The 25,563-nt window shown below is 64.1% G+C and carries 24 protein-coding genes and 1 pseudogene; 15 read left to right on the forward strand and 10 right to left on the reverse strand.

Annotated elements, in window-relative coordinates:
- Window positions 1-124 precede the first annotated feature (124 nt).
- The 5 genes from K225_RS0109635 (at window position 125) to K225_RS0109655 (ending at window position 4,582) form a co-directional block, all read left to right on the forward strand.
- A complete protein-coding gene (locus tag K225_RS0109635; RefSeq protein WP_026436204.1) occupies window positions 125-586 on the forward strand; it encodes a MarR family winged helix-turn-helix transcriptional regulator in 462 nt (153 codons plus the stop codon).
- Window positions 587-653: 67 nt separating this feature from the next.
- Window positions 654-1,070 carry an organic hydroperoxide resistance protein gene (locus K225_RS0109640; protein ID WP_026436205.1) on the forward strand — a complete coding sequence of 139 codons (417 nt, stop codon included), beginning with the start codon at window positions 654-656 and terminating at the stop codon, window positions 1,068-1,070.
- A 108-nt stretch (window positions 1,071-1,178) separates the two neighbouring features.
- Window positions 1,179-1,946, forward strand: coding sequence for a metallophosphoesterase (locus K225_RS0109645; protein ID WP_026436206.1), 768 nt, complete (start codon window positions 1,179-1,181; stop codon window positions 1,944-1,946).
- On the forward strand, window positions 1,943-3,379 hold the full coding sequence (locus K225_RS0109650) for a bifunctional serine/threonine-protein kinase/universal stress protein (protein WP_026436207.1): 1,437 nt from the start codon (window positions 1,943-1,945) through the stop codon (window positions 3,377-3,379). Before K225_RS0109645 ends, K225_RS0109650 begins: the two co-directional genes overlap by 4 nt.
- Window positions 3,380-3,541: 162 nt before the next feature.
- Complete coding sequence (locus tag K225_RS0109655; protein WP_026436208.1) at window positions 3,542-4,582, forward strand: serine/threonine protein kinase; 1,041 nt, start codon at window positions 3,542-3,544, stop codon at window positions 4,580-4,582.
- Between the two features lie 118 nt (window positions 4,583-4,700).
- Here K225_RS0109655 and K225_RS0109660 read toward each other — a convergent pair whose 3' ends face one another.
- The 4 genes from K225_RS0109660 to K225_RS0109675 are packed head-to-tail and all read right to left on the reverse strand — an operon-like array spanning window position 4,701 to window position 8,479.
- Window positions 4,701-5,864 (reverse strand): acyl-CoA dehydrogenase family protein, encoded by a 1,164-nt coding sequence (locus K225_RS0109660; protein ID WP_026436209.1) that lies wholly within the window; start codon window positions 5,862-5,864, stop codon window positions 4,701-4,703.
- On the reverse strand, window positions 5,861-6,271 hold the full coding sequence (locus tag K225_RS0109665; RefSeq protein ID WP_026436210.1) for a cupin domain-containing protein: 411 nt from the start codon (window positions 6,269-6,271) through the stop codon (window positions 5,861-5,863). Before K225_RS0109665 ends, K225_RS0109660 begins: the two co-directional genes overlap by 4 nt.
- A 13-nt stretch (window positions 6,272-6,284) precedes the next feature.
- Window positions 6,285-7,514: a CaiB/BaiF CoA-transferase family protein gene (locus K225_RS0109670; protein ID WP_026436211.1), complete on the reverse strand. Its 1,230-nt coding sequence runs from the start codon at window positions 7,512-7,514 to the stop codon at window positions 6,285-6,287.
- 2 nt (window positions 7,515-7,516) lie between these two features.
- A complete protein-coding gene (locus tag K225_RS0109675; protein ID WP_026436212.1) occupies window positions 7,517-8,479 on the reverse strand; it encodes a tripartite tricarboxylate transporter substrate binding protein in 963 nt (320 codons plus the stop codon).
- A 166-nt stretch (window positions 8,480-8,645) separates the two neighbouring features.
- On the opposite strand from K225_RS0109675, the gene K225_RS0109680 reads away from it, so the two are divergent.
- On the forward strand, window positions 8,646-9,533 hold the full coding sequence (locus tag K225_RS0109680; RefSeq protein ID WP_026436213.1) for a LysR family transcriptional regulator: 888 nt from the start codon (window positions 8,646-8,648) through the stop codon (window positions 9,531-9,533).
- Window positions 9,534-10,055: 522 nt separating this feature from the next.
- Here K225_RS0109680 and K225_RS0109685 read toward each other — a convergent pair.
- From K225_RS0109685 to htpG, 3 genes are all read right to left on the reverse strand, one after another.
- Complete coding sequence (locus K225_RS0109685) at window positions 10,056-11,048, reverse strand: tripartite tricarboxylate transporter substrate binding protein (RefSeq protein ID WP_026436214.1); 993 nt, start codon at window positions 11,046-11,048, stop codon at window positions 10,056-10,058.
- An 89-nt stretch (window positions 11,049-11,137) separates the two neighbouring features.
- A complete protein-coding gene (locus K225_RS0109690) occupies window positions 11,138-11,572 on the reverse strand; it encodes a hypothetical protein (protein ID WP_026436215.1) in 435 nt (144 codons plus the stop codon).
- A 23-nt stretch (window positions 11,573-11,595) separates the two neighbouring features.
- Window positions 11,596-13,569 carry a molecular chaperone HtpG gene (gene htpG, locus K225_RS0109695; RefSeq protein WP_026436216.1) on the reverse strand — a complete coding sequence of 658 codons (1,974 nt, stop codon included), beginning with the start codon at window positions 13,567-13,569 and terminating at the stop codon, window positions 11,596-11,598.
- 278 nt (window positions 13,570-13,847) lie between these two features.
- Here htpG and aqpZ point away from each other — a divergent pair, with 278 nt between their 5' ends.
- The 3 genes from aqpZ to K225_RS20670 are packed head-to-tail and all read left to right on the forward strand — an operon-like array spanning window position 13,848 to window position 15,696.
- Complete coding sequence (gene aqpZ, locus K225_RS0109700) at window positions 13,848-14,552, forward strand: aquaporin Z (RefSeq protein WP_026436217.1); 705 nt, start codon at window positions 13,848-13,850, stop codon at window positions 14,550-14,552.
- Between the two features lie 42 nt (window positions 14,553-14,594).
- Window positions 14,595-15,179 carry a hypothetical protein gene (locus K225_RS0109705; protein WP_026436218.1) on the forward strand — a complete coding sequence of 195 codons (585 nt, stop codon included), beginning with the start codon at window positions 14,595-14,597 and terminating at the stop codon, window positions 15,177-15,179.
- 13 nt (window positions 15,180-15,192) lie between these two features.
- Window positions 15,193-15,696: an SRPBCC family protein gene (locus tag K225_RS20670; protein ID WP_034712291.1), complete on the forward strand. Its 504-nt coding sequence runs from the start codon at window positions 15,193-15,195 to the stop codon at window positions 15,694-15,696.
- Window positions 15,697-15,780: 84 nt separating this feature from the next.
- On the opposite strand, the gene K225_RS0109715 is transcribed toward K225_RS20670, so the two are convergent.
- Together K225_RS0109715 and K225_RS0109720 are read right to left on the reverse strand one after the other, a co-directional pair.
- Complete coding sequence (locus K225_RS0109715) at window positions 15,781-16,581, reverse strand: pseudouridine synthase (protein WP_369794852.1); 801 nt, start codon at window positions 16,579-16,581, stop codon at window positions 15,781-15,783.
- A gap of 417 nt (window positions 16,582-16,998) precedes the next feature.
- Window positions 16,999-17,724 (reverse strand): Crp/Fnr family transcriptional regulator, encoded by a 726-nt coding sequence (locus K225_RS0109720; RefSeq protein WP_026436220.1) that lies wholly within the window; start codon window positions 17,722-17,724, stop codon window positions 16,999-17,001.
- A gap of 208 nt (window positions 17,725-17,932) precedes the next feature.
- Between K225_RS0109720 and K225_RS0109725 the strand changes: the two genes are divergently transcribed.
- From K225_RS0109725 to K225_RS0109740, 4 genes and pseudogenes are all read left to right on the forward strand, one after another.
- On the forward strand, window positions 17,933-19,867 hold the full coding sequence (locus tag K225_RS0109725; RefSeq protein ID WP_026436221.1) for a long-chain fatty acid--CoA ligase: 1,935 nt from the start codon (window positions 17,933-17,935) through the stop codon (window positions 19,865-19,867).
- Between the two features lie 18 nt (window positions 19,868-19,885).
- The gene (locus K225_RS0109730; RefSeq protein WP_026436222.1) at window positions 19,886-20,671 is read left to right on the forward strand and encodes an ABC transporter ATP-binding protein; all 786 of its coding nucleotides are present in this window, start codon (window positions 19,886-19,888) and stop codon (window positions 20,669-20,671) included.
- Window positions 20,672-20,687: 16 nt separating this feature from the next.
- Window positions 20,688-21,617 carry a branched-chain amino acid ABC transporter permease gene (locus tag K225_RS0109735; protein ID WP_026436223.1) on the forward strand — a complete coding sequence of 310 codons (930 nt, stop codon included), beginning with the start codon at window positions 20,688-20,690 and terminating at the stop codon, window positions 21,615-21,617.
- A gap of 275 nt (window positions 21,618-21,892) precedes the next feature.
- Window positions 21,893-22,747: pseudogene (locus tag K225_RS0109740) on the forward strand (branched-chain amino acid ABC transporter permease); the annotation flags it as partial.
- Between the two features lie 19 nt (window positions 22,748-22,766).
- On the opposite strand, the gene K225_RS22800 reads toward K225_RS0109740, so the two are convergent.
- Window positions 22,767-22,880, reverse strand: coding sequence for a twin-arginine translocation signal domain-containing protein (locus tag K225_RS22800; protein ID WP_369794851.1), 114 nt, complete (start codon window positions 22,878-22,880; stop codon window positions 22,767-22,769).
- A 92-nt stretch (window positions 22,881-22,972) separates the two neighbouring features.
- Here K225_RS22800 and K225_RS0109745 point away from each other — a divergent pair, with 92 nt between their 5' ends.
- Together K225_RS0109745 and K225_RS0109750 are read left to right on the forward strand one after the other, a co-directional pair.
- Window positions 22,973-24,301, forward strand: a complete 1,329-nt coding sequence (locus K225_RS0109745; RefSeq protein WP_026436225.1) for an ABC transporter substrate-binding protein — start codon at window positions 22,973-22,975, stop codon at window positions 24,299-24,301.
- A 225-nt stretch (window positions 24,302-24,526) separates the two neighbouring features.
- On the forward strand, window positions 24,527-25,336 hold the full coding sequence (locus K225_RS0109750) for an ABC transporter ATP-binding protein (RefSeq protein WP_026436226.1): 810 nt from the start codon (window positions 24,527-24,529) through the stop codon (window positions 25,334-25,336).
- The last annotated feature ends 227 nt before the right edge of the window (window positions 25,337-25,563 follow it).

A 25,563-nucleotide genomic window follows, 5' to 3' on the forward strand; every position in this document is an offset into this window, starting at 1 on the left:
CACGGCACAAGGCGCCCGAGGGCGCCTTTTTTTCGGCACGGCGAGTCGCCAGAAGTCCTTCTCACGAAAAAGGTTTCTAGCAATTGAATTGCGCGCAATTCAATTGCCAGCAAAAATACGAACCATGCCACGCAAGACCACGCCCCTTTCACCCAGCCCCGCCACGCTGCAACTGGACAACCAGGTGTGCTTTGCGCTGTATTCGGCTTCGCTGGCCATGACCAAGCTGTACAAGCCCCTGCTGGAAGCCCTCGGCCTGACCTACCCCCAATACCTGGTGATGCTGGTGCTGTGGGAGGGCGACGGCATCACGGTCAACGCATTGGGCGAGCGCCTGTACCTGGATTCGGGCACGCTCACCCCGCTGCTCAAGCGGCTCGAAGCATCGGGGCTGATTGCCCGCCTGCGCGACACCGAGGACGAGCGGCGTGTGCGCATCCGCCTCACGCCCGCAGGGCGGTCGCTGCGCGATGCCGCAGAACGCATCCCGCCCTGCGTGCTGCAACGCAGCCAGTGCACGCGACCCGAGCTAGCGGCACTGACCGGCCAGCTCAAGACCCTGCGCGGCCGGCTGAGCGCGCCTTGATGGCATCCACCCGTTCACGTTCCCTCCCCGTCCCGCGCTGCGGGCATTACCTGCAAAGGAAGACACCATGGCCTCGCTTGAAAAAGTTCTGTACACCGCCCACGCCCACACCACCGGGGGCCGCGACGGCGCCTCGCGCACCGATGATGGCCGCCTGGACATCAAGCTGTCGCCCCCCGGCACCGCCGGCACGGGCACCAACCCCGAGCAACTGTTCGCGGCCGGCTACTCGGCCTGCTTCATCGGTGCCATGAAGGCCGTGGCCGGCCAGCAGAAGATCACCCTGCCCCAGGACCTGGCCATTGACGCCAGCGTGGACCTGGGCAAGCTCGGCGCGGGCTATGGCATTGCCGTGCGCATGGCCATCAGCCTGCCTGGCATGGACCGTGCCACAGCGCAGGCCCTGGTGGATGCCACCCACCAGATCTGCCCTTACTCCAACGCCACGCGTGGCAACATCGACGTGACGCTCACACTGGTCTGAGGCACCGGGCAGCGCCGGTGGGCCTTGGGCTCTGACAGACCGCCGGCAGAACCTTCTGGTGGCATGCCCGCAGGCCTCGGCTAGGATGGTGCCATCAAGGAGGCACCGATGAAGCTGGCGCTGCTGTCAGACATTCATTCCAACCGCCAGGCGCTCGACGCCTGCATGGACCACGCCCGCACGCAGGGCGCGCAGCACTTTGCCTGGCTGGGCGACCTGGTGGGCTATGGCGCCGACCCCGGCTATGTGGTGCGGCAGGCCATGGCCCTGGTGGCGGGTGGCCACTGCGTGATCGGTGGCAACCACGACGCCCTGGCCGTGCAGCCCCCGGCCCCAGGTGACCGGGCCGCCGGCACCGTGGCCGCCCATGGGGCCGGCTGGACCCACGACCAGCTCACGCCGCCGGAACGCGCCTTTCTCGCCAGCCTGCCCCTCGTCGCCGAGGTGGGCGGTGTCCTGCTGGTGCATGCCAGCGCCGACGCGCCCGAGCGCTGGCGCTATGTGGACAACGAAGCCGTGGCGGGCCAGTGCCTGGACGCCGCCACCCAGCGCCCCGGCATCCGCCATGTGTTCTGCGGCCATGTGCACCAGCAGACGCTGTACTACCGTGGCACCGGGCGGGGGCTCATGCGCTTTGCGCCCCAGCCAGGCGTGGCCATTCCGGTGGCGCCACGCCGGCAATGGGTGGCCACCATCGGCTCGGTGGGCCAGCCGCGCGACGGTGACCCGCGCGCCATGTACGCACTGCTCGACACCGACGCCTGGCTGCTGCGCTTTGAGCGCGTGCCCTACGACCATGCCGCCGCTGCCGCCGCCATTCGGGCCACGAGTGCCATGCCCGACTACTTTGCCCTGCGGCTGGAGGCCGGCCGATGAAGCTGCTCGAACCCGGCACCGAAATCGATGGCTTCACCGTACTCGAATGCATCCATTCGGGCGGCATGGCCCATATCTACCGCGTGGAATACGCGGTGGGCGCGCCCAACCCGGGGTTTCCGCTGGCCATGAAGATCCCGCGCATGACGGCGGGCGACGGCGCCGAGAACATCGTCAGCTTCGAGGTCGAGCTGCAGATCCTGCCCGTGCTCACCGGCCCCCATGTGCCACGCTTTGTTGCCGCGGGCGACCTGGAGCGCCTGCCCTACCTGGTCATGGAATACCTGACGGGCCGCACCCTGCAGCACTGGCTGGACATGGCCGGGCGGCCCGGCGTGGCAACCATCGCCCGCCTGGGCGCCGCCATGGGGCGTGCCGCGCACAGCCTGCACCAGCAGAACGTCTGCCACCTCGACCTGAAACCCGGCAACGTGCTGTTCACCCACGACGACCATGCCGTGCTGCTCGACTTTGGCCTGTCGTGCCACGCCCACTACCCCGACCTGCTGGCCGAAGAGCTGCGCCGCGCCGTGGGTTCGCCCGCCTGGATCGCGCCCGAGCAGGTGGTGGGCGTGCGCGGCGACCCGCGCAGCGACATCTTTGCCATCGGCGTCATGCTGTACGAACTGGCCACGGGCGAGCTGCCCTTTGGCGCGCCCACCACGCCAGGCGGCCTGCGCCAGCGCCTGTGGATGTCGCCCGTGCCGCCGCGCCAGCACCGCCCCGACCTGCCCGAATGGCTGCAGGAAACCATCCTGCGCTGCCTGGAGCCCGAGGCCGCCAAACGCCACCCCTCGGCCGCGCACCTGGCCTTCGACCTGGCCCACCCCGACCAGGTGCCCATCACCGAGCGCGGCCAGCGCCAGCGCGGCCCGGGCGCACGCACACACTTCAAGCGCTGGATCAAGGCCGCCGGCATGCACTACCAGCCCAGCCCGCTGCCCACGCGCCAGATCGAAGAAGTGCCCATCGTCATGGTGGCCGTGCCGCACGACGACGTGACCGATGCCACCCTGTATTCGCTGCGCCAGGCCGTGGGGCGCTCGCTGGGCATCCGCCCGGGTGCGCGGCTGGCCTGCGTCACCGTGATCTCGCCCTCGGCCAGCAGCAGCACCGACAGCGAACACAGCGAAACCGCGCTGCACCGCCAGCACCGCGCCCGGCTCAGGCAATGGGCCGAACCGCTCGACCTGGCGGGCCACAGCGTGAGCTACCACGTCCTCGAAGCGGGCGACGTGGCCCAGGCGCTGGTGCGCTACGCCGAGGGCAACCAGGTCAGCATGATGATCCTGGGCGCCGCCACGCATGGGCTGCAGACCCAGCGCTTCATCGCCACCGTGCCCATGCGCGTGGCCCGCGACGCGCCCTGTACCGTCATCCTGGTCAAGCAGGCCCTGCCCTTTGCCCAGCTGGCACGCGAATACAGCGAGTAAGCCCCAACGGGGCGGCTGTATCCACCCGTCTTTTCCTATTAAAAATAGAGCTTCTTGCGCAATGCCACCGGGTGGCAGAGTCCATTCATCCAAGATTCCGGGCATGCCAGGCGCCCTGCCATGCCCGCGGTGGGGCCACTGCAGCCGGGCGACAATGGCCCGATGCACATTTCCCCCGAAGCGCCTGGTGCGCACCCCTTTGCCACCCTGACCCCCGACGCCGTGCTCGACGCGCTGGCCAGCGTGGGCCTGTATGGGGATGGCCGGCTGATGGCGCTGTCATCCTACGAAAACCGCGTCTACCAGGTCACGCTGGAAGACGGCGAACGCGTGGTCGCCAAGTTCTACCGCCCCGGCCGCTGGAGCGAGGCGCAGATCCTCGAAGAACACGCCTTCGCCGCCGACCTCATGGCCGCCGAGGTGCCCGCCGTGGGGCCGCTGGTGCGGGACGGGCGCACGCTGCACCCGCACGGCGGCTTCATGTTCTCGGTCAGCCCCTGGCGCGGCGGCCGCCAGCCCGAGCTGGACGATTTCGAGGTGCTCGAATGGATTGGCCGCTTTCTGGCGCGCATCCACACCGTGGGCGCAGCGCGGCCCTTCACCCACCGCCCCGCGCTCAACCTTGCCCAGTTCGGCACCGAGCCGCGCGACTGGCTGCTGGCGCACGACCTGATCCCGCTCGACGTGCAATCGGCCTGGCGCAACGCTTGCGACAAAGCGCTTGATTTGATTGCTGGCAGCGCAGGCGATACCAACGCCGCAGGCCCCTTTGGCCTCCAAGACGCCACCCCGCTGCGCCTGCACGGCGACTGCCACCCCGGCAACATCCTCTGGACCCCGCTCGACGATTGGGGCCGCGGCGGCCCGCACTTCGTGGACCTGGACGACGCCCGCATGGGCCCCGCCGTGCAGGACCTGTGGATGCTGCTGTCGGGCGACCGGCGCCAGCGCACCCACCAGCTCGGCGCCCTGCTCGACGGCTACGAGCAGTTCCGCCCCTTCGACCGCCGCGAGCTGGCCCTCATCGAACCGCTGCGCACCCTGCGCCTGATCCACTACAGCGCCTGGCTGGCCCGCCGCTGGCAAGACCCGATCTTCCCCATCAACTTCCCGTGGTTCGGCAGCAGCGACTACTGGAAAGGCCAGGTGGACATGCTGCACGAGCAGATCGAGGCGATGCAGGAGGAGCCGCTGGTGGGGTGAGACTTGGGAGGGGGATCCGGCTAAAAGCGGCAATGAGCTCGCGAAGATCGGACCGCTCAAGGCTGACAGCGGCCACTTCCAGGTTTTGCCAGCTCATTGGCATGTGGCTCTCCTTGACTCAGTAGGACTTGGGCAGACCCAACACTTTTTCAGCAATGAAGCACAAGATGAGTTGAGGGCTCACGGGTGCCAAACGGGGAATCCAGGACTCACGCAGATAGCGTTCCACGTGGTATTCCTTGGCATAGCCCATACCGCCATGGGTGAAGATGGCGTTCTCGCAAGCGTGGTAGCAAGCTTCTGCGGCAAGGTACTTGGCGCTGTTGGCTTCTGCCGCACACGGCAAATGCTGGTCATAAAGCCATGCTGCTTTCTGAACCATCAATTCGGCTGCTTCCAGCTCCATCCAAGATTTTGCCAGTGGGTGCTGTATGCCCTGGTTTTGACCAATCGGGCGACCAAACACTTCGCGCTCATTGGCATAACCTGCGGCGCGTTTGAGTGCTGCGCGACCAAGGCCCACAGCCTCACTGGCGATCAAGATTCGCTCCGGGTTCAGGCCATGCAGGATGTAGCTAAAGCCTTTGCCTTCTTCCCCAACACGGTCTTCCACAGGAATGCGCAGACCATCAATGAACACCTGATTGGAGTCAACGCACTTGCGACCCAATTTTTCAATTTCACGGACTTCTACCTTGCTGCGATCCATATCGGTGTAGAACAGACTCAGTCCTTCCGTACCCTTGCATTCTTCGATCGGGGTAGTGCGCGCCAGCAACAATATCTTGTTGGCCACTTGGGCTGTGCTGATCCAGACTTTCTGGCCGTGTACGACATAGTGATCGCCATCACGCACAGCACGCGTCTTGAGCTTCAGGGTGTTGAGACCGGTATTGGGTTCGGTCACGCCGAAGCAGGCCCGATCCGTGCCTGCAATCAGCGGTGGCAACCAGCGCTGCTTTTGTTCGTCAGTGCCGAATACCACCACAGGGTGCAGGCCAAAAATATTCATGTGAACCGCAGAGGCACCGGACAAACCGGCACCTGTTGCAGAAATCGTATGCATCATGAGCGCCGCCTCACTGATGCCCAAACCTGCACCGCCATACGCCTCGGGCATGGCGATACCCAGCCAGCCAGACTCGGCCAGCGCATGGTGAAAATCATCAGGAAATCCGCCTTCCTGGTCTTTGCGCAACCAGTAGTCCGCATCGAAGGGTACGCAAACACGTTCAATGGCGTCGCGGATTTGTTCCTGTTCAGGGGTACGGGCGAAATTCATTCGGTGGATCCGTTCGAAATGGTGTTGCCGGGGCGAATCACCTTGTCAGGCGATTCGCAGTAGGGTGGGCTGTACATCACCAGGAGCTTCACAGGGGTGTCACTGGTGACGGTGAAGACATGCATCTGATCGGCCGGGAAAAAACAGGTATCGCCTGGTGCCATGTCGAAAGACTGGCCGGCCACCTCAACATGGGCGGTGCCTTCCAGCAGGTAGCATGCTTGCTCAATGCCAGGATGGGCATGGGGCAAGGCCCCACCACCCTTATGCAGCGTTCCCATCAACACTTCCATTTGTTGGGCGCCGACGGTCTCGGGGCCAATCAGCCGTTGATTCTGGGTGTGATGGTGATTGGCGGGCTGATAAGCCGGCACATCGGCAGCGCGGACCAGGTAACTTGGTTGCATGTTGTTATTCCTTTCAGGTGTCAATTCGGCAAGCGCCCTGCTCGAGCAGGGCGTTGATGCGCTCAGGGGTGTAGCCGGCTTCTTCCAGGAGTTGCCGGGTGTGTTCACCTAACCGTGGCGCAGGTGAAAAGCTCCGCGCGGGTGGCGTGGCCGACCACTTCGTTGGATGAGCAAGCGTGTGCATGGGTCCCTCTGTCGGATGAGCCATGTCGCTGACAAACCCCGTGGCACGAAGTTGTGGATTGACCAGCAGGTCCTCCGGACTGTTCATCGGCATGTTGGGTACGTCGGCGGCGTCCAGCAGTGAGCGCCATTGCGCAGTGGTGCGGGTGCGCATGAGGCGAGCGACTTCGGCATACACCTCATCGATGTTGGCCGCCCGCGCGCTGTGCGTAGAAAAGCGTGGATCACGCGCGAGTCCCTCGGTCTCGCCTATGGCTTCAAAAAAACTTTTCCAGTGTTTATCGTTGTAGATCAGGACACACAACATGCCATCGCTGGTGAGGTACGGCTTGCGGTGTGGCGTCAGCAGTCGGGCGTAGCCGGGTTTTCCAATCGGTGGATCGAAGGTCAGGCCAGCCATGTGGTCCCCCAGAATGAACTGAGCCATGGCTTCAAACATGGGCACCACCACGGCCTGTCCCACGCCTGATTGGCTGCGGGCATATAACGCAGCCGTGACGGCGTAAACAGTGTGCAAGCCTGTCACGCGGTCTGCCAACGTGGTTGGAACATAAGTGGGATCGGGTGATCCGTATTGCCTCATCAGCCACGGAACGCCGGTGGCACCCTGGATCAGGTCGTCGTAAGCGGGCCGGGCGGCATCGGGGCCGTCCTGATCAAATCCGCAGCAACTTACGTGGATGATGCGCGGGTTGCGCTGACGCACGGCTTCGTACTCCATCCCCAGGCGAGTCAACGCCTGAGGTCGAACATTGCTGATGAACACATCGCAACCTTCCGCCATCTTCAGGGCCGCCTCGCGGCCTTCCGGATGTTTGAGGTCCAGGACAATGCTTCTCTTACCTGCGTTGGCATGCAGGAAGATGGGACCCATGCCGGCATGCTTCATGGGCCCCACGTGGCGCATGTTGTCGCCTTCCGGGGTCTCCACCTTGATGACGTCTGCGCCCAATTGGGCAAGGATCTGGGTCGCAAAAGGCCCCATGACGACAGATGTCAGGTCGAGAATCTTCACACCTGCCAGCGGACCGGAGGTGGAAGCTGAATACTGAGCCGTCATGTTTATTCCGGACGGATACCGGCCTGCTTGATGAGGGTGCCCCAGTGAGCCAGCTGGTCCGTCACGTATTTGGCAAACTCCTCTGGCGTCTTGGTCGGCCAGGTTTCAAAGCCCAGCAGGCTCAGCGCTTTTTGCACTTCCTTGTCTGCCAGAACCTCTTGAAGTTCCAAGTTCAACTTGTCCACGACAGGCTTGGGCATGCCAGCGGGGCCGAAAATTCCGTTCCAGGATGTCAAGTCAAATCCTGGGACTTCCCTGGCGATGGGCACTGCATCGGGCATCGACTTCAGCGGCTCTTTCGTGGTGACCCCCAGAACCCGGACGCTGCCCGCATTGATCATGCCCATGCCAGATCCCAGATCCACGACATACATTTGCACGGACCCGCCGATCAAATCAGTGAGGGCCTGCGGGCTCGATTTGTAGGGGACCCCCATAACATCCAGGCCGGCCATCCGCTTGATGGTTTCAGAGGCCACCAGCGATGTACTGTTCGGCGTGGCATAAGAAAATTTTCCGGGGTTGGCCTTGGCCTGATCGATCCACCCTTTTAGCGATTTGGCGGGATCGTTTTTATTCACTACCAACGCGAACGGAAGTTCGCCCACACGGGCGACCGGAGTGAAGTCTTTGATCGGGTCATACTTGAGATTGAGGACCAGACTGGGATTGGCTGAGTGCGACGTGTTGGTCGTCATGAACAAGGTGTAACCGTCAGGCTTGGCTTTCGCCACAAACTGGGCACCAATCTGCGCATTGGCACCTGCTCGGTTGTCGATCACCACAGGTTGATTCAGGCGCTCACCGAGTTTCTTGGCAACAATGCGTGCCACGGAATCCGTGCCGCTTCCAGCAGCAAACGGCACGACCATCGTGACCGGTGCATTAGGGTAGGTCTGGCTTATCGCCGCGGAAGCAGCCAACAAGCTGGCCACCAGGGTCAGGGCACGAGGCAAATTTTTCATGATGCGTCTCCGGTTGTCGTTGGAATGGGCATCGTCTCGTCAATCGATGCACCCCCATCTTCCCTTTCGCAATCATTCGCGTCCAATCCTGTTTTTGGCTAGAGCAATTCTTTTTGAGAATTGTTGACAAATAATCTGCACTCGTCACATCTAGGTTGCTGCACCCATGAAGCTTCACTTTCTTCGCTACTTTGTCGTCCTGGCTGAAGAGTTGCATTACGGGCGGGCAGCCAGCAAGCTCGCGATGACTCAACCGCCCTTGAGCAGCGCCATCAAGTCTCTGGAAGAGGAGCTAGATGTTCAGCTCTTGATTCGCGATAGCAAGCATGTCGAGCTGACCCAAGCCGGCGAGGCATTCCTGGAAGAAGCGCGCCAGATTTTGGAACAGGTGGCTCGGGCTTCGAATGTGGCAAAAATCGTCGCAAGAGGGATGCGTGGACGACTTGAGATTGGTGTAACTGGTTCGCTGATCTACCGGGAGGTTCCGGACATTGTGAGGCGATTCAATGCAGAAATGCCTGACGTGGATGTGGTGCTCAGAGAGATGTCCAGCGCAGACCAGGTTAATGAGCTACTGCGCGGCCAGATTCATACCGGGTTTGTGAATGCCTCTACGGTTCCACCTCAGTTGGCATCTCTGCCCATGGGTGAAGATGAATTTGTAATCTGCTTGCCCGAAGATCATGCCAAAGCGCAGCGCGATTCAATTGAACTAAAACAATTGGCCCATGAACGTTTTGTGATGTTTTCCCGGGATGTAGCTCCTGCAAACTATGACAACGTGATTGCCATTTTCTCTCGTGCCGGGATACATCCAAAAATTGCTCATGCGGCCCGTCAATGGTTGACTATTGTGGCCATGGTCGCAAAAGGCCTGGGTGTTTCCGTTGTGCCCAGCACACTGGCTCGCTCGCGTGTGTACGGCGTGAAATTCGTAAAAATTAGAGGCGATAAAGTGCTTGCACCTGCAATCTTGATATGGAATCCAACTTACTACCCACCTACACTACGTAGTTTTATTGAGTGCTCCGAAAGGATTCTCAATCGAAAGTAGCAAACAATCAACACATTATCTTCGGCAATATTTGGTGTGCTTAAATGAAATTTAGGCACACCTTAGAATTTGGTTACCACAAGGTTTTTCCAGTTATCAAGACTGATCTGTCGCCAATAATAACCAACGTCGAGTCAGAAAAACTTTGAAGTTGAACTCCGGAAAGCAGCCGTTGACCAATGACAGCAATCGCTGCAGACCAGGCATAGGAACAAAAATTCGGATGGCTGCACTGGGTCGAAAGCAAGCGCCAGCGCGTTAAAAAACCCCAGAGGAGTCCAACTCCACCGGGACTCTGCGCGCGCTATCTGCGATAGCTGTTAGCGCCCGTCGCGCCCCTGCGCACGCTGTGCCTGGTCCACCATGACTCTCGGTTGGCGCGGCGCTGGACCGACCCGAACTTCTCGCGCAACTCCCCCTGATTCGGCGACAGCGAATACTGGTGCAGCCAGATGGACATGCTGTGCGAGCAGATAGCGGCCGCGCGGGATGACCCGCTGGCCGCCTGAAAACCCGCCGCAATCAATCCATCTTGGCGCCGGAGATTTTCACCAGCTTCTGGATCACCGGTTCCACGGCATCGAAGTCTTTGCGGAACTGATCCGACCCGCCTGGCACGCCCTCCAGGCCAAAGACCTGGAAGCGCGCCTTCATGGCGGTGGAATGGATGATTTCCACCGTCTCTTTTTCCAGCCGCTGCAAGATGGGCTTGGGCGTGCCGGCGGGTGCCAGCAGGGTGAACCAGGCGACGGTGTTGAATTCGGCGTCAGGGAAACCCTGCTCGGCCATGGTGGCGACGTCCGGCATGTCGGCCAGGCGCCGGGGGCCAAAGATGGCGATCGGCCGCACGCGCTGGTCCTTGATCACGCCCTGGGCCGCGGCGATGGTGCCCAGGCCCCAGGGCACCACGCCGCCCGCCAGGTCCTGGATGTGCGGCGCCTCGCTCTTGTAGGCGACGTGGGTCATGTCCAGCTTGCGCGAATCACTCAGGTAGGCGCTCATCAGGTGGCCCGCCGAGCCCTGGCCGTAGGAGCCGTAGTTGACCTTGCCCTTGTTTTGCTGCGCCCAGGCCATGAATTCCTTCATGTTTTTTACCGGCACGTTGGCGTTGACCATCATCACCAGGCTGGTGGACGCCAGCTGGGTGATGAACTCGAAGTCCTTGCGGATGTCGTAGGGCACCTTGGCAAACATGTGGTGGACATAGAACACCGGCGTGGAATAGGCCACCAGCAGCGTATGGCCATCGGGCGCGGCGCGGGCCACGGCCTGGGTGCCCAGCATGCCGGATGCGCCGGTCTTGTTGTCCACCACCACGGCCTGGCCCAGGCGCTTGCCCAGCTGGTCCGCCAGCACGCGCGCCACCACGTCCGTGCCGCCGCCTGCGCCAGCCGGCACCACCAGGGTGATGGGTCGGCTGGGGTAGTTGTTGGCAGCGGCGCCGGTTTGCGCCTGCGCGAGCCCGGTGGCACCCAGGGCCAGGGCCAGGGTAGCCAGCAAGGTTGTGGTCTTCATGTGCCGTCTCCGTTTGTGTCATCAAGGAGACGATGTTGGGGGAACGCGGCGCCCCATGCCATTAGGGGATACCTGCAGCGCTGGCTGCTTCAGCAGCCCCCGTGCACCCTGCAGGCAGGCACGATCCGGCCGCTGGAGTCGCGCCACTGGATCTGGTCAAGGTCGGGCGCTGGCGCGGGTGCGTCGGCGGGGATATCGGGGGCCGCTGCAGGCCGCTGCGGGTCATGCAGCACGGTCGATGTGCCCACGCCTGCACCAACGCGGGCGCCGCCCACGCCGGTGGATGCACCAACGCCCGCGCCGCCCACCACCTGCCCGCGCTGGTTGACGCCGACACCCACGCCCAACGGCCCGGCGCCGGCGCCCACGCCGGCGCTGACCCCGCCACTGCCCACCCCCACGCCCACGGAGACGGGGCCGACGGGGATGCCAATGCCCACGCCGGCGCCCACCGAGCCGCATCCCGACAGCATGGCGGCCAGCACCAGTGCGACGCAGGGCAGTGCTCGCGAGAAGGTCAGCATGGCCAGGCTTTGCGCGGTGCGGCTTACGCCAGCAGCGCGTTGACGCGCTTGACGTAGGCCGAAGGGTCCTCGGGCAGGCCACCTTCGGCCAGCAAGGCCTGGTCGAACAGGATGTGCGCCAGGTCGTGGAAGTGCACGCTGCCGTCGAGCTTTTTCACCAGCGCGTGCTCGGGGTTCACCTCCAGCACCGGCTTGGTTTCGGGGGCCTGCTGGCCGGCCTGCTTGAGCATGCGGGCGAGCTGGGTGCTCATGCCGTCGTCCTGCACCACCAGGCAGGCGGGCGAATCCACCAGGCGCGAGGTCACGCGCACGTCCTCGGCCTTGTCCTTGAGCGCCTCTTTCAGCTTGGCCAGCACGGGCTTGAAGGCTTCGGCGGCTTCTTCTGCGGCCTTCTTCTCGGCTTCGTCCTGCAGCTTGCCCAGGTCCACCGCGCCCTTGGCCACGCTTTGCAGCGGCGTACCGTCAAAGTCGTGCAGGTAGTTCAGCGCCCACTCGTCCACGCGGTCGGTCATCAAGAGCACCTCGATGCCCTTCTTCTTGAAGACTTCGAGCTGCGGGCTGTTCTTGGCGGCCGCCAGGGTGTCGGCCGTGATGTAGTAAATGGCCTCCTGGCCTTCCTTCATGCGCGCCTTGTAGTCGGCAAAGCCCACAGTGGGGGTGTCGCTGCTGGTGCTGGCAAAGCGCAGCAGCTTGGCCAGGCGCTCGCGGTTGCCGAAGTCTTCGCCCAGGCCTTCCTTCAGCACGGCGCCAAACTCGCTGTAGAACGCGGTGTACTTGCCTTCCTTGGCCTTGTCGTCGGCATCGACCACATCGGTCACGCCATCGGCATTCTGCGTGGTGTCATGCCGGTCGTGCTTGGCCAGGTCTTCCAGCATGCTCAGCACACGCTTGGTGCTGCCCTCGCGGATGGCGCGCACGTCGCGGCTTTCCTGCAGCAGCTCGCGGCTCACGTTGAGCGGCAGGTCGGCCGAGTCGATCACGCCCTTGACGAAGCGCAGGTAGCTGGGCATCAGCGCCTCGGCGTCGTCCATGATGAAGACGCGCTTCACATACAGCTTCACGCCGGCCTTCTTGTCGCGGTTCCACAAATCGAACGGGGCCTTGGCGGGGATGTAGAGCAGCTGCGTGTATTCGGTGTTGCCTTCCACGCGGTTGTGCGCCCAGGTCAGCGGGGCCTCGTGGTCGTGGCTGATGGTCTTGTAGAACTCGGCGTACTGCTCGTCGGTCACGTCCTTCTTGGGACGGGTCCACAGGGCGCTGGCCTTGTTGATGGTTTCCCATTCGCCGGTCTTGACCATGCCGCCGGGCTGGCGGCCGCCGTTTTCGTCATTGGGGTTGATGAGCTCGCCGTCTTTCCACTCTTCCTTTTCCATCAGGATGGGCAGGCTGATGTGGTCGGAGTATTTGGCGATGACCTGCTTGAGCTTCCAGGCATTGAGGTATTCCTCGGCGTCGTCGCGCAGGTGCAGGATGACGCTGGTGCCGCGCGCGGGGCGGGTGATGGTCTCGACCTCGAAATCGCCGCTGCCGCCGCTGGTCCAGCGCACGCCGTCTTCGGCCTTCAGGCCCGCCCGGCGCGATTCCACGGTGATCCTGTCGGCCACGATGAAGCCCGAGTAGAAGCCCACGCCAAACTGGCCGATGAGCTGGGCATCCTGCTTCTGGTCACCCGAGAGCTTGCCCATGAAGTCCTTGGTGCCACTCTTGGCAATGGTGCCCAGGTGGTCGATGGCCTCCTGCGCGCTCATGCCGATACCGTTGTCGGTGATGGTCAGCGTCCTGGCTGCCTTGTCGAAGGTGACCCGCACTTCGAGGTTGGGTGCGTCTCCATATAAGGCGTTGTCGTTGAGCGCTTCAAAGCGCAGCTTGTCGCAGGCGTCGGAGGCGTTGGAGACCAGCTCGCGCAGGAAGATTTCCTGGTTGGAATACAGCGAATGGGTGACAAGGTGCAGCAACTGGGCCACTTCGGCCTGGAAAGACAGGGTTTGTTTGCTCATGGTGTCGGTTTCTGGTGCCATCAATGAAAAAGGGGAACGGCCCGTAGCTGGGGGCGCGGGGCAAATTATCCATAGCGCGCCAGGGCCGGTGTGCCAGACGGCCTCCCACCCACCGGGCCGCACGGGCTCAGGATGGGTGCAACGTTTGACAATTCATTGCCAAATGAGGCCATCGCTCGTCTTTTTCAACATTTAGGGTTATTGTGGTGCGGTTCTGCGAAAGCAGAGCTGGCTGCCGCCAATACCGCCACCACACTTTTCTTCCAGGGAGTATCACCATGGACAGCAACGTCAAGAAATGGTCCGCCGAATTCATCGGCACGTTCTGGCTCACCTTTGGCGGCTGCGGCAGCGCGGTGTTGGCCGCTGCCTTTCCGCAATTGGGCATCGGCTTTCATGGTGTGGCGCTCGCCTTTGGCTTGACGGTACTCACCGGGGCCTACGCGCTCGGCCCGATCTCGGGCGGGCATTTCAACCCGGCCGTCTCGCTGGGTCTGGTGGTGGGCGGGCGCTTCAAGGCGTCGGAACTGCCCGGCTATGCCATTGCCCAGGTGCTGGGCGCCATCGCCGCAGGTGCGGTGCTGTACGCGGTGGCCACCGGCAAGCCCGGCGCCGAGCTGGGCGGCTTTGCCACCAACGGCTATGGCGCGCATTCGCCCGGCGGGTACGGGCTGGTGTCGGCGCTGGTGATCGAGGTGGTGCTGACGGCCATCTTCCTCATCGTGATCCTGGGCGCCACGGCGCGACGGGCCGCGAGCGGCTTCGCCGGCCTGGCCATCGGCCTGTGCCTGACCTTGATTCACCTGATTTCCATTCCCGTGACCAACACCTCCGTCAACCCCGCACGCTCCACCGGCGTGGCCGTGTTCGGCCCCGAGATCGCCATGGGCCAGCTCTGGGTTTTCTGGGTGGCCCCCCTCGTGGGTGCGGCCATTGGCGCCCTGATCTACCGGAGCCTGCTATCGAGCGGGCAGGAAGACTGAGCCCCGCACCGACCTCCACCCACCACGCGGCCCGCGCATGGCATGGCCGACCCGCTGACCGACGCCGAAGCCCGCTTTGGCGCACTGCAGAGCTACCAGGTCACGCTGCGCTCCACCCATGGCGTGGGCGTGCAGGAGGTGATCCGCTACTTCTACCGCAAGCCAGGATGGGTGCGCATGGAATTCGAGCAGCCGCACCGGGGTGCCATGCTGGTCTATGCCCCGGACACCCGGCGCGTGCGGCTGTGGCCCTTCGGCCTGGGCCATTGGCCGGCGCTGGACCTGGCGCCGGACCATCCGCTGCTGCACAACCCGCACGGCCACCGCGTCGATCGCTCGGATGTGGGCGTGCTGCTGGGCAACATGCTGGCGCTGCGCCAACGCGGCAGCATGTCGCCACCGGACACGGCGGAGTGGGCCGGCCGACCGGCGACCGCCCTGGACATCACCGGGCCGCCTGGCGGCGGCGCGGGCGCGGTGCAGCGCTATCGGGTATGGCTGGCCCGCGACACCCTGTTCCCGCTGCGGGTGGACAGCTTCGCGGCCAACGCGGGCCTGCTGGAGAGCGTGGACATGGGCGATGCGCAAATCGACGTGCGATTTCCCGAGCGTTTCTTCACCCCCTGAGCATTCGCCCCGCATGCGCGCACCTTCCGCCACCGTTTACCGCCTGACCACGCGGTGGGGCTTTGACGCACCGCTGGACGCCGTATGGAACGCCATCGTCGATGCGGAGCACTGGTCGACCTGGTGGCCAGGCATGGACTGCGTGCCCCTGGAGCCCGGCGATGCCCAGGGCCTGGGCGCCCTGCGGCGCTACACCTGCCGCGGCGCCCTGCCCCTGCACCTGCGCTTCACCGCCCGGGTCACGCACATCAGCCCGCAGCAGCTGATCGAGGGGCGGAGCTGTGGCGACCTCGTGGGCATGGGCCGCTGCCGCCTGGGCCATGCCCAGGGGCAGACCACCGTCTGCTTCGACTGGCAGGTGCACACGACCGGCGTCTGGCTGAACCACCTCGCACCGCTGACGCAGCCGCTACTGCGCTGGAACCACAACCAGCTCATGCGGGCCGGGGGCCGAGGACTGGAACGCCACCTGGCACACAGCGCGGCCGGGAGCGCTATCAAAAAAGAGAGCGCGTGACGCTTTTACCTGAAGGGGCGATTTCCCTCTGGAACCGCCCAATGGCATGCGCCATCAGCTCACTTTTTTGCAGCCTTCACCGCATCAGAACCGCTCGCCCGGCGCCAGGTAGCGCCATTGCCCGACAGGCAGGTTGCCCAGCACCACGCGGCCCATGCGGATGCGCTTGAGCCCCACCACCTTGAGGCCGACCTGCTCGCACATGCGGCGGATCTGGCGCTTCTTGCCTTCGGTAAGCACAAAGCGCAGTTGCTCGGGGTTCTGCCACTCGACCTTGGCCGGCTTGAGCGGCTGGCCGTCCAGGCTCAGGCCGTGGCGCAGGCGCGCCAGCAACTCGGGCGGAAACACCGCCTGTACGTTGGTGCGGACGGGGTCGCGTTCGTTGATTTCCTGCAGCGGCGCGCTGCGCTCGTCGGGGTGCCGGGGCGCGGCCTGGCCGGGCCCTTCATAGACCACGCGCACCAGGTATTCCTTGTCGATCGTGGAGTCCTCGCCAATCAGCTGGCGGGCCACGCGGCCGTCCTGTGTCAGCACCAGCAAGCCCACCGAGTCGATATCGAGCCGCCCGGCGGGCGCCAGCCCGCGCAGCTGCGGCGGCGAAAACCGGATGCGGCTGGGGTCATCGCGCCAGTGCGTGCGCGGGTTGATCAGTGCCACGGCGGGGGTGTGCCCATCCTCGGCCTGGCCGCTGACATAGCCCATGGGCTTGTGCAGCAGGATGGTGACGCGCTGCTCCTGAAAGCCCTGGGCGACCTTGTCCACCTCGATGCGGTCGGCGGCCGTGACCTGCTGGCCCATGGTCGCCACCACGCCATTGACCTTGACCCAGCCCTGCTCCACCCAGTCGTCGGCCTCGCGGCGCGAGCACAGGCCCAGCTCGGCCATGCGCTTGTTCAGCCGGGACGTGACCAGCCCGTTGGCAGCAACCACAGGGGCTGCCCGCACGGGCGCCTGGCGCACCGGCGCGACAAACGGGCCCGACGCCGTGCGGTAGTTGGGCGGCGCAGGCCCTCTGGAAGGCCGGGGTGGCGGTGCGGGCCGGGCAGGCGCCGCCTTGGCCGCCACGGTGGGGCGGCGCAGCACGGCGCGCGCGGGGGCGGCGGCGGGCGCCGCAGGCACAGAAGCGGGTGGGCCGCCCGCATCGGAGGCGGGGGCAGCAGCGGGGCCGGCAGGCGGGCGGGGGCGGGAAGAAGACATGGGGCGTATTTTCGCCTGCCAAGCCAGGCTGCCCCATGGCGCTGAGCCTGGCGCGCCTGCCAGGCCAGAAAATCACCGGCCCGCAAAGGCCGCGCAATGCGACAGCTACCCCGCTTCTTTCATCTGAAAGATGCTGGACCGCAAGGCGCACAGATCCAGCACCCGCAGCCCGCCATATTCGATGCGAATGGCCCCTTGCCGCTCCAGCGCCGCCAGGGCCTCGTTGACCCGCTGGCGTGACAGCCCCACCAGATAGGCCAGCTCCTGCTGCGTGATGCGCAGCACCTCGCCCACGCCGGGGTAGAGCACGGGATTGAACAGCGAGGCCAGGCTGCGCGCCACGCGCACATCGGGGTTGTTCAGCCGGTCGATCTCGCGCGCGGCAATGAACTGGGCCAGGCGCTCGTTGAGCTGGTTCATCACGAAGCGGTTGAAGCCGATGGAATGGTCCAGCAGCCAGTGAAAGGTGTCGATCGGCAGCCCTGCCACCACGCTCTTGCGCAGGGCCTGGATGTTGTAGCGGTAGGGCTCGCGCTTGAGCGCGGTACCCTCGCCAAACCAGCCGCCAGGCGGCACGCCGGTGAAGGTCATGGTCTGGCCCTGGGCGTTGTCGCTGCTCATCTTGAGCAGGCCCTCGACCACGCCAAACCAGTAGGTCACCGGCCGCCCGAGACGGCAGACATAGTCCCCCGCTTTCGCGTCCCCCACCCGCAGTGCGTCCACGGCGCGCTCGCGTTCTGCGGGCAGCAGCGGGGCCAGCCACGGGATATCGTCCAGTTCTGCCGCGGTGGGCGGACGGCGGCGCTGGTGCAGGGACAGATCGTGGGTCATGCGCGTGTCTTCGGGGCGATGCAGAGTCGGTTGCTTTCGTTGGACCGGGCAACAAGGGTTCAACCCCATGAGGACTTTCCCGCAAATTGTCGTCCGAAAGACATGCCAGCGTCAAAGCCCGTCCTAGCATGGAACCCAATGCACTGCCCCAACCTGCAGCGCTGCCCGGCAGCCACCGGGCTGACACCACCAAAATTTAGGAACCGGAATGAAGACCACGTTCCCGCAACTGCTGCTCCAGCATGCCGCCGAGCGCCCCACGGCCCCGGCGCTGCGCGAAAAAGAATACGGCATCTGGCAAACCTGGAGCTGGCAGGAGGCTGCCGAAACCGTGCGCCACATGGCCTGCGGCCTGGCAGCCCTCGGATTGGAGCGGGGCCAGAACCTCGCGCTGGTGGGCGACAACCGCCCCCACCTCTACATGGGCTTCATTGCCGTACAAAGCCTGGGCGGTATTCCCATTCCCCTGTACCAGGATGCCGTGGCATCCGAGATGGCCTTCGTGATGGAAGACGCCGAGGTCCGGTTTGTCTTCACCGAAAACCAGGAGCAGGTGGACAAGCTGCTGGAAGTACGCGAGACCTTGCCCGGCATCGCGCACATCATTTACGACGACCCGCGCGGCCTGCGCGACTACGATCAGCCCGGCCTGATCAGCACCGAAAAGCTCCTGGCCCTGGGCGCCGAATGGGACCGCGCGCACCCCGGCGCCTGGGATGCCATGGTGGCCAGGAACCAGCCCGACGATGTGTCGGTGATCCTCTACACCTCGGGCACCACCGGCAAGCCCAAAGGCGTGTGCCAGACCCACGCCAGCTTCATCGCATCGGCGCAAGGCGGGGCAGAGGTCGATGGACTGAACCCCAGCGACAACGTCATCTCCTACCTGCCCCCGGCCTGGGTGGGCGACCACCTGTTCTCGCTGGCGCAATGGCTGGTGGCGGGCTTCACCATCAACTGCCCCGAGTCGGCCAGCACCGTCAACATCGACCTGCGCGAAATCGGCCCCACTTACTATTTCGCGCCACCGCGCGTGTTCGAGGGCATGCTGACCTCGGTCTCCATCCGCATGGAAGACGCGGCGCCCGCGAAACGCTGGCTCTATGCCCGGTGCATGAACCTGGCCCGCCGGGTGGGTTCCGACATCCTGGACGGCAAGCCCGTGGCGCTGTCGGACCGCATCCTCTACCGCCTGGGCGACATTGCCATCTATGGGCCGCTGCGCAATGTGCTCGGCCTGTCGCGCCTGCGCGTGGCGTACACCGCCGGCGCCGCCATCGGCCCCGACCTGTTCCGCTTCTTCCGCTCGATCGGCATCAACCTCAAGCAGCTTTACGGCCAGACCGAGACCTGCGCCTACGTGTGCATCCAGAAGAACCGCCAGGTCAAGCTCAACACCGTGGGCCAGGCCGCACCGGGCATCGAGCTCAAGATTGCCGACAACGGCGAGGTGCTGGTCAAGGGCGTGTCGGTACTCAAGGAGTACTACAAGCGCCCGGACGCCACCGCCGAGGTGATCGATGCCGACGGCTACTTCCACACCGGCGATGCCGGCGTGCTCGATGACGACGGGCACCTGCGCATCATCGACCGTGCCAAGGATGTGGGCAAGCTCAACACGGGCGCCATGTTTGCGCCCAACTACATCGAGAACAAGCTCAAGTTCTTCCCGCAGATCAAGGAGGTGGTGTGCTTCGGCCACCACCGCGACCAGGTCTGCGCCTTCATCAACATCGACTACGAGGCCGTGGGCAACTGGGCCGAGCGCCAGGGCCTGCCCTACGGTGGCTACGTGGACCTGGCCTCCAAGCCGCAGGTGCTGCAGCTGATTGCGGGCTGCATTGCCCAGGTCAACGCCGACCTGGCGGCCGAGGCCGGCATGGCCGACACCCAGGTGGCGCGCTTTCTGGTGCTGCACAAGGAGCTGGATCCCGACGACGACGAGCTCACCCGCACCCGCAAGGTACGCCGCAATTTCATTGCCGAGAAATACGCCGTGCTGGTGGACGCGCTCTACACGGGCAAGGCCGAGCAGTTCATCGAAACCCAGGTCAAGTTCGAGGATGGCCGCACCGGCAGCGTGAGCGCCACGCTCAAGATTCTCGACGCCAAGATCCATGCGCCTGCCAAGGTCAGTGCCTGAGACACCGGAAAGCAGCCCATGACCCAGAAAAAGATTGGCGACGTCATCCTGGACGTCAAGAACATCAGCCTGCGGTTCGGCGGCGTGAAGGCGCTGACCGACATCTCGTTCAACGTGCGCGAGCACGAGATCCGCGCCATCATCGGCCCCAACGGCGCCGGCAAGAGCTCGATGCTCAACTGCATCAACGGCGTGTACACGCCGTCCGAAGGCTCGATCACCTTCCGGGGCAAGACCTTTGCCCACATGAACTCGCGCCAGGTGGCCGAGATGGGCGTGGCGCGCACCTTCCAGAACCTGGCGCTGTTCAAGGGCATGAGCGTGATCGACAACATCATGACCGGCCGCAACCTCAAGATCAAAAGCAACCTGCTGCTGCAGGCGCTGCGCATCGGACCGGCCGAGCGCGAGGAAATCCGCCACCGCGAGTTTGTCGAGCACATCATCGACTTTCTCGAGATCCAGGCGCACCGCAAGACCCCCGTGGGCCAGCTGCCCTACGGCCTGCAAAAGCGCGTGGACCTGGGCCGGGCGCTGGCCATGGAGCCGCAGGTGCTGCTGCTCGACGAACCGATGGCAGGCATGAACGTCGAGGAAAAGCAGGACATGTGCCGCTTCATCCTGGACGTGAGCGCCGAGTTTGGCACCACCATCGTTCTGATCGAACACGACATGGGCGTGGTGATGGACATCTCGGACCGCGTGGTCGTGCTCGACTACGGCAAGAAGATCGGGGACGGCACCCCGGATGAAGTGCGCAACAACGAAGACGTGATCAGTGCCTACCTGGGCACCAGCCACTGAAGGCCGGAGAACACACATGGCATTCTTTCTTGAAACCCTCATCGGCGGCCTCATGGCCGGCATGCTGTATTCCCTGGTGGCGCTGGGCTTCGTGCTGATCTACAAGGCCTCGGGCGTGTTCAACTTTGCGCAAGGCGCGATGGTGCTGTTCGCGGCGCTGGCCATGGCGCGCTTTGCCGAATGGATTCCGAAGTGGACCGGCATCGACAATCCCATCGTGGCCAATCTCGCGGCCTTCGTGATCGCGGGTGCCATCATGTTCGTGGTGGCCTGGCTGATCGAGCGGCTGGTGCTGCGCCACCTGGTGAACCAGGAGGGCGCCACGCTGCTCATGGCCACGCTGGGCATCACCTACTTCATGGAAGGCCTGGGCCAGACGCTGTTCGGCAGCGACATCTACAAGATCGACGTGGGCATGCCCAAGGACCCGATCTTCATGCTGGAAAGCATCTTCCAGGGCGGCATCCTGGTGAACAAGGAAGACGTGATCGCCGCCGCCATTGCCGCTGCGCTGGTCGCCCTGCTGTCGGTGTTCTTCCAGAAGACCTCCACCGGCCGCGCCCTGCGCGCCGTGGCCGACGACCACCAGGCGGCGCAATCCATCGGCATCCCGCTCAACCGCATCTGGGTGATCGTGTGGTGCGTGGCCGGCGTCGTGGCCCTGGTGGCCGGAATGATCTGGGGCAGCAAGCTCGGGGTGCAGTTCTCGCTGACCACCGTGGCGCTGCGCGCGCTGCCGGTGGTGATCCTGGGGGGCCTTACGTCCGTGCCCGGCGCCATCATCGGCGGGCTGATCATCGGCGTGGGCGAGAAGCTCTCCGAGGTGTACCTGGGCCCGTATGTGGGCGGGGGCATCGAGATCTGGTTTGCGTATGTGCTGGCGCTGGTGTTCCTGCTGTTCCGCCCCCAGGGGTTGTTCGGCGAAAAAATCATTGATCGCGTATGAAATACGAGAGCAGTGATTTTTCGAAGGAGGCACAACGCGCATCGCGCGTTGTCAGCGGAGCCGAAGGCGCCGCGTGGCACCGCAGGTGCGCCCCCGTGCAAAAGATCATCGATCGCACTTAACCCATAACAACAAGAACACAGGAGACTTCCATGCTCTACCGCGAAAACGGCCAGTTCAAGACCAGCTACCGCGCCGACCAGCAGATCTTCCCGATCGCGCAGGACCGCCTCGCCATCGGCATCATCCTGGCCATTGCCTTCATCGCCGTGCCCATGCTGGCCAGCGACTACATCTTCCGCGCCATCCTGATTCCCTTCGTGATCATGTCGCTGGCGGCCCTGGGGGTGAACATCCTGGTCGGTTACTGCGGCCAGATCTCGCTGGGCTCGGGCGCCTTCATGGCCGTGGGCGCCTATGGCGCCTACAACTTCTTCGTGCGCTTCCCCGGCATGCCGCTGATCCCGGCGCTGATCCTGGGCGGGCTGTGCGCCACGTTCTTCGGCATCCTGTTCGGGCTGCCCAGCCTGCGCGTGAAGGGGCTGTACCTGGCCGTGGCTACGCTGGCCGCGCAGTTCTTCAGCGACTGGATGTTCCTGCGCATCAAGTGGTTCACCAACAACTCCGACTCGGGTTCGGTGTCGGTGAGCAACCTGCAAGTGCTGGGCCTGCCCATCGACAGCGCCACCAGCAAATACCTGTTCTGCCTGGCCCTGCTGGTCATCGTCGCGCTGCTGGCCAAGAACCTCGTGCGCGGCGCGATCGGCCGCGAATGGATGGCCATCCGCGACATGGACGTGGCCGCTGCCGTGATCGGCATCCGCCCCATGTACGCCAAGCTCAGCGCGTTTGCCGTGAGCTCCTTCATCATCGGCATGGCGGGCGCGCTGTGGGCCTTTGTGCACCTGGGCGCCTGGGAGCCGGCCGCGTTCTCGGTGGAAATTTCGTTCCGGCTGCTGTTCATGGTGATCATTGGCGGCCTGGGTTCCATCATGGGTGGATTTTTCGGCGCGGCCTTCATCGTGGTGCTGCCCATCGTGCTCAACCAGTTCCTGCCCGCACTCCTCGGCGTGTTTGGCATCGAGATCTCCACCGCCGGGGTCTCGCACGCCGAACTGATGATTTTTGGCGCCCTCATCGTCTGGTTCCTCATCGTGGAGCCGCACGGCCTGGCCAAACTGTGGTCCACCGCCAAGCAGAAGCTGCGCCTGTGGCCGTTCCCCCACTGAGAGTGCAGCCCTTGAGGAAACCCCTTACACGCAATTCCCGATACGGACGGCCTGCATTGCCGCGTTAACTGTCTGTCCATCTGGTTTTCCCCCGTGCTTCAACATATTCATCCAAAGGAGACATCCATGAAGCTTTCGAAACTCGTGATCGCTGCCGCAGTGGTCGCCGCAGGCGCGTCGTCCGTCACGACCAGTGCCTTCGCGCAAGCCAAGGAGCAGTTCTTCCCGCTGCTGTCCTACCGCACCGGCCCCTATGCACCCAACGGTGTGCCATGGGCCAACGGCAAGCAGGACTACATCAAGATGATCAACGCGCGCGACGGCGGCATCAACGGCGTCAAGCTCACCTTTGAAGAGTGTGAAACGGGCTACGCCACCGACCGCGGCGTGGAATGCTACGAACGCCTCAAGAGCAAGCCCGGCGTCTCGCTGTTCGACCCCCAGGCCACCGGCATCACCTTCGCCCTGACCGAAAAAGCCCCTGTGGACAAGATCCCGCTGATGACGCTGGGCTACGGCCTGTCGGTGGCGCAGGACGGCCAGGCATTCAAATGGAACTTCCCCTACATGGGCAGCTACTGGACGGGCGCCGACATCCTGATCCAGCACCTGGGCAAGGCCAACGGCGGGCTGGACAAGCTCAAGGGCAAGAAGATCGCCCTCGTGTACCACGACAGCCCGTTCGGCAAGGAACCGATCCCGCTGCTGCAGGAACGCGCCAAGATGCATGGCTTCGAGCTGCAGATGCTGCCCGTGACCGCACCCGGTGTGGAACAGAAAGCCACCTGGCTGCAGGTGCGCCAGAGCCGTCCCGACTACGTGCTGCTGTGGGGCTGGGGCGTGATGAACTCCACCGCACTGAAGGAAGCCCAGGCCACGGGCTACCCGCGCGACAAGATGTACGGCGTGTGGTGGGCCGGCGCCGAACCCGACGTGCGCGATGTGGGCGAAGGTGCCAAGGGCTACAACGCGCTGGCGCTCAACGGCTACGGCACGCAGTCCAAGGTCATCCAGGACATCCTCAAGAACGTGCACGACAAGGGCCAGGGCACGGGGCCCAAGGATGAAGTGGGCTCGGTGCTGTACACCCGCGGCGTGATCATCCAGATGCTGGCCGTCGAGGCCGTGCGCCGCGCACAGGAGCGCTTCGGCAAGGGCAAGGTCATGACCGGCGAACAAGTGCGCTGGGGCATGGAGAACCTGTCCCTCGACCAGAAGAAGCTGGATGCGCTGGGCTTCAAGGACCTGATGCGTCCGCTGTCCACCAGCTGCGCCGACCACATGGGCTCCACCTGGGCACGGGTGCACACCTGGGATGGCAAGAAGTTCAACTTCTCGTCCGACTGGTACCAGGCCGACGAGCAGATCTTGAAGCCCATGGTCAAGGCGGGTGCCGACAAGTACCTGGCGGACAAGAAGATGACGCGCCGGGATGCGGGGGATTGCCAGTCTTGAGGACATCCCCCTGAGGCGCTGACGCGCCTTCCCCCTTCTCTCTTAGCGCTTCGCGCTGCGGGAAGGGGGACAACGCCAGCGCGGCGGGGCGGCCCTTGCGCGGCGTTCCTGGCCTGGGCAGCGACAGTTTTTACGGCCAGTGATCAGCGGTTGCTCCTGCGGGCAGCCGCCAATCGAAAGGGTTGCAAGTACAGCCCTCCCGATTGGCACAGCGAAGGCAACACCATGGACTCTCAAAACATCGTTCTCAACGTCAACGGCATCGAGGTCATCTACAACCACGTGATCCTCGTGCTCAAGGGTGTCTCGCTGCAGGTGCCCGAGGGCGCCATCGTGGCGATTCTGGGGGGCAACGGCGCCGGCAAGACCACCACGCTGCGCGCCATCTCCAACCTGCTCAAGGGCGAGCGCGGCGAAGTCACCAAGGGCTCCATCGAACTGCGCGGTGAGCGCATTGAAAACCTCTCGCCCGCTGATCTGGTCAAACGCGGCGTGGTGCAGGTCATGGAAGGCCGCCACTGCTTCGCCCACCTGACCATCGAAGAGAACCTGATGACGGGCTCCTACACCCGCACCAGCAAGGCCGAGGTCGCGGCCAACCTGGAGAAGGTCTACAACTACTTTCCGCGCCTGAAGACGCGCCGCACCTCGCAGGCAGCCTACACCTCGGGCGGCGAGCAGCAGATGTGCGCCATCGGCCGCGCCCTCATGGCCAATCCCAGCGTGGTGCTGCTCGACGAGCCCTCGATGGGGCTGGCGCCGCAGATCGTGGAGGAGGTGTTCAACATCGTGAAAGACCTCAATGCCAAGGAGAAGGTGACCTTCCTGCTGGCCGAGCAGAACACCAACATGGCACTCCAATATGCCGACTACGGCTACATCATGGAAAGCGGCCGCGTGGTGATGGACGGCGCCGCCACCGATCTGGCCAACAACGAGGACGTCAAGGAGTTCTACCTGGGCGTGGGCGGCGGCGAGCGCAAGAGCTTCAAGGACGTCAAGAGCTACAAGCGCCGCAAGCGCTGGCTGGCTTGACATGCACGCTGTGATGCCCCCTGTGGCGCTGCGCGCCTTCCCCCGAAGGGGGACGCACCCGGTGGCCCGGCAAAGCCGGTTCCACGGGTGCGCTGGGATTGGCGCAGCGCCAGTTTAAGACGCCGACTCCGCAACCAACACCATGCCGAAAACGCCTGAATTCATAGCTACTCGCGCTTGATAGATAAGCGCTGGCGGAATATTTCATTCAAATTTACTGCACTAGG

It is taken from the genome of Acidovorax sp. JHL-9 (assembly GCF_000426205.1).
GTDB lineage: Bacteria > Pseudomonadota > Gammaproteobacteria > Burkholderiales > Burkholderiaceae_C > Acidovorax > Acidovorax soli.

Excerpts from the sequence above, each read along its gene's own strand:
- K225_RS0109745 (WP_026436225.1), top strand. The coding sequence starts at position 22,973 with ATGAAGCTTTCGAAACTCGTGATCGCTGCCGCAGTGGTCGCCGCAGGC.
- K225_RS20670 (WP_034712291.1), top strand. The coding sequence starts at position 15,193 with ATGCGCGCACCTTCCGCCACCGTTTACCGCCTGACCACGCGGTGGGGC.
- K225_RS0109690 (WP_026436215.1), bottom strand. The coding sequence starts at position 11,572 with ATGCTGACCTTCTCGCGAGCACTGCCCTGCGTCGCACTGGTGCTGGCC.
- K225_RS0109720 (WP_026436220.1), bottom strand. The coding sequence starts at position 17,724 with ATGACCCACGATCTGTCCCTGCACCAGCGCCGCCGTCCGCCCACCGCG.
- K225_RS0109650 (WP_026436207.1), top strand. The coding sequence starts at position 1,943 with ATGAAGCTGCTCGAACCCGGCACCGAAATCGATGGCTTCACCGTACTC.
- aqpZ (WP_026436217.1), top strand. The coding sequence starts at position 13,848 with ATGGACAGCAACGTCAAGAAATGGTCCGCCGAATTCATCGGCACGTTC.
- K225_RS0109640 (WP_026436205.1), top strand. The coding sequence starts at position 654 with ATGGCCTCGCTTGAAAAAGTTCTGTACACCGCCCACGCCCACACCACC.
- K225_RS0109750 (WP_026436226.1), top strand. The coding sequence starts at position 24,527 with ATGGACTCTCAAAACATCGTTCTCAACGTCAACGGCATCGAGGTCATC.
- K225_RS0109655 (WP_026436208.1), top strand. The coding sequence starts at position 3,542 with ATGCACATTTCCCCCGAAGCGCCTGGTGCGCACCCCTTTGCCACCCTG.
- K225_RS0109705 (WP_026436218.1), top strand. The coding sequence starts at position 14,595 with ATGGCCGACCCGCTGACCGACGCCGAAGCCCGCTTTGGCGCACTGCAG.
- K225_RS0109645 (WP_026436206.1), top strand. The coding sequence starts at position 1,179 with ATGAAGCTGGCGCTGCTGTCAGACATTCATTCCAACCGCCAGGCGCTC.
- K225_RS0109675 (WP_026436212.1), bottom strand. The coding sequence starts at position 8,479 with ATGAAAAATTTGCCTCGTGCCCTGACCCTGGTGGCCAGCTTGTTGGCT.
- K225_RS0109685 (WP_026436214.1), bottom strand. The coding sequence starts at position 11,048 with ATGAAGACCACAACCTTGCTGGCTACCCTGGCCCTGGCCCTGGGTGCC.
- K225_RS0109670 (WP_026436211.1), bottom strand. The coding sequence starts at position 7,514 with ATGACGGCTCAGTATTCAGCTTCCACCTCCGGTCCGCTGGCAGGTGTG.
- K225_RS0109660 (WP_026436209.1), bottom strand. The coding sequence starts at position 5,864 with ATGAATTTCGCCCGTACCCCTGAACAGGAACAAATCCGCGACGCCATT.
- K225_RS0109725 (WP_026436221.1), top strand. The coding sequence starts at position 17,933 with ATGAAGACCACGTTCCCGCAACTGCTGCTCCAGCATGCCGCCGAGCGC.
- K225_RS0109665 (WP_026436210.1), bottom strand. The coding sequence starts at position 6,271 with ATGCAACCAAGTTACCTGGTCCGCGCTGCCGATGTGCCGGCTTATCAG.
- K225_RS0109635 (WP_026436204.1), top strand. The coding sequence starts at position 125 with ATGCCACGCAAGACCACGCCCCTTTCACCCAGCCCCGCCACGCTGCAA.
- K225_RS0109715 (WP_369794852.1), bottom strand. The coding sequence starts at position 16,581 with ATGGCCGAGCTGGGCCTGTGCTCGCGCCGCGAGGCCGACGACTGGGTG.
- K225_RS0109680 (WP_026436213.1), top strand. The coding sequence starts at position 8,646 with ATGAAGCTTCACTTTCTTCGCTACTTTGTCGTCCTGGCTGAAGAGTTG.
- K225_RS0109730 (WP_026436222.1), top strand. The coding sequence starts at position 19,886 with ATGACCCAGAAAAAGATTGGCGACGTCATCCTGGACGTCAAGAACATC.
- htpG (WP_026436216.1), bottom strand. The coding sequence starts at position 13,569 with ATGAGCAAACAAACCCTGTCTTTCCAGGCCGAAGTGGCCCAGTTGCTG.
- K225_RS0109735 (WP_026436223.1), top strand. The coding sequence starts at position 20,688 with ATGGCATTCTTTCTTGAAACCCTCATCGGCGGCCTCATGGCCGGCATG.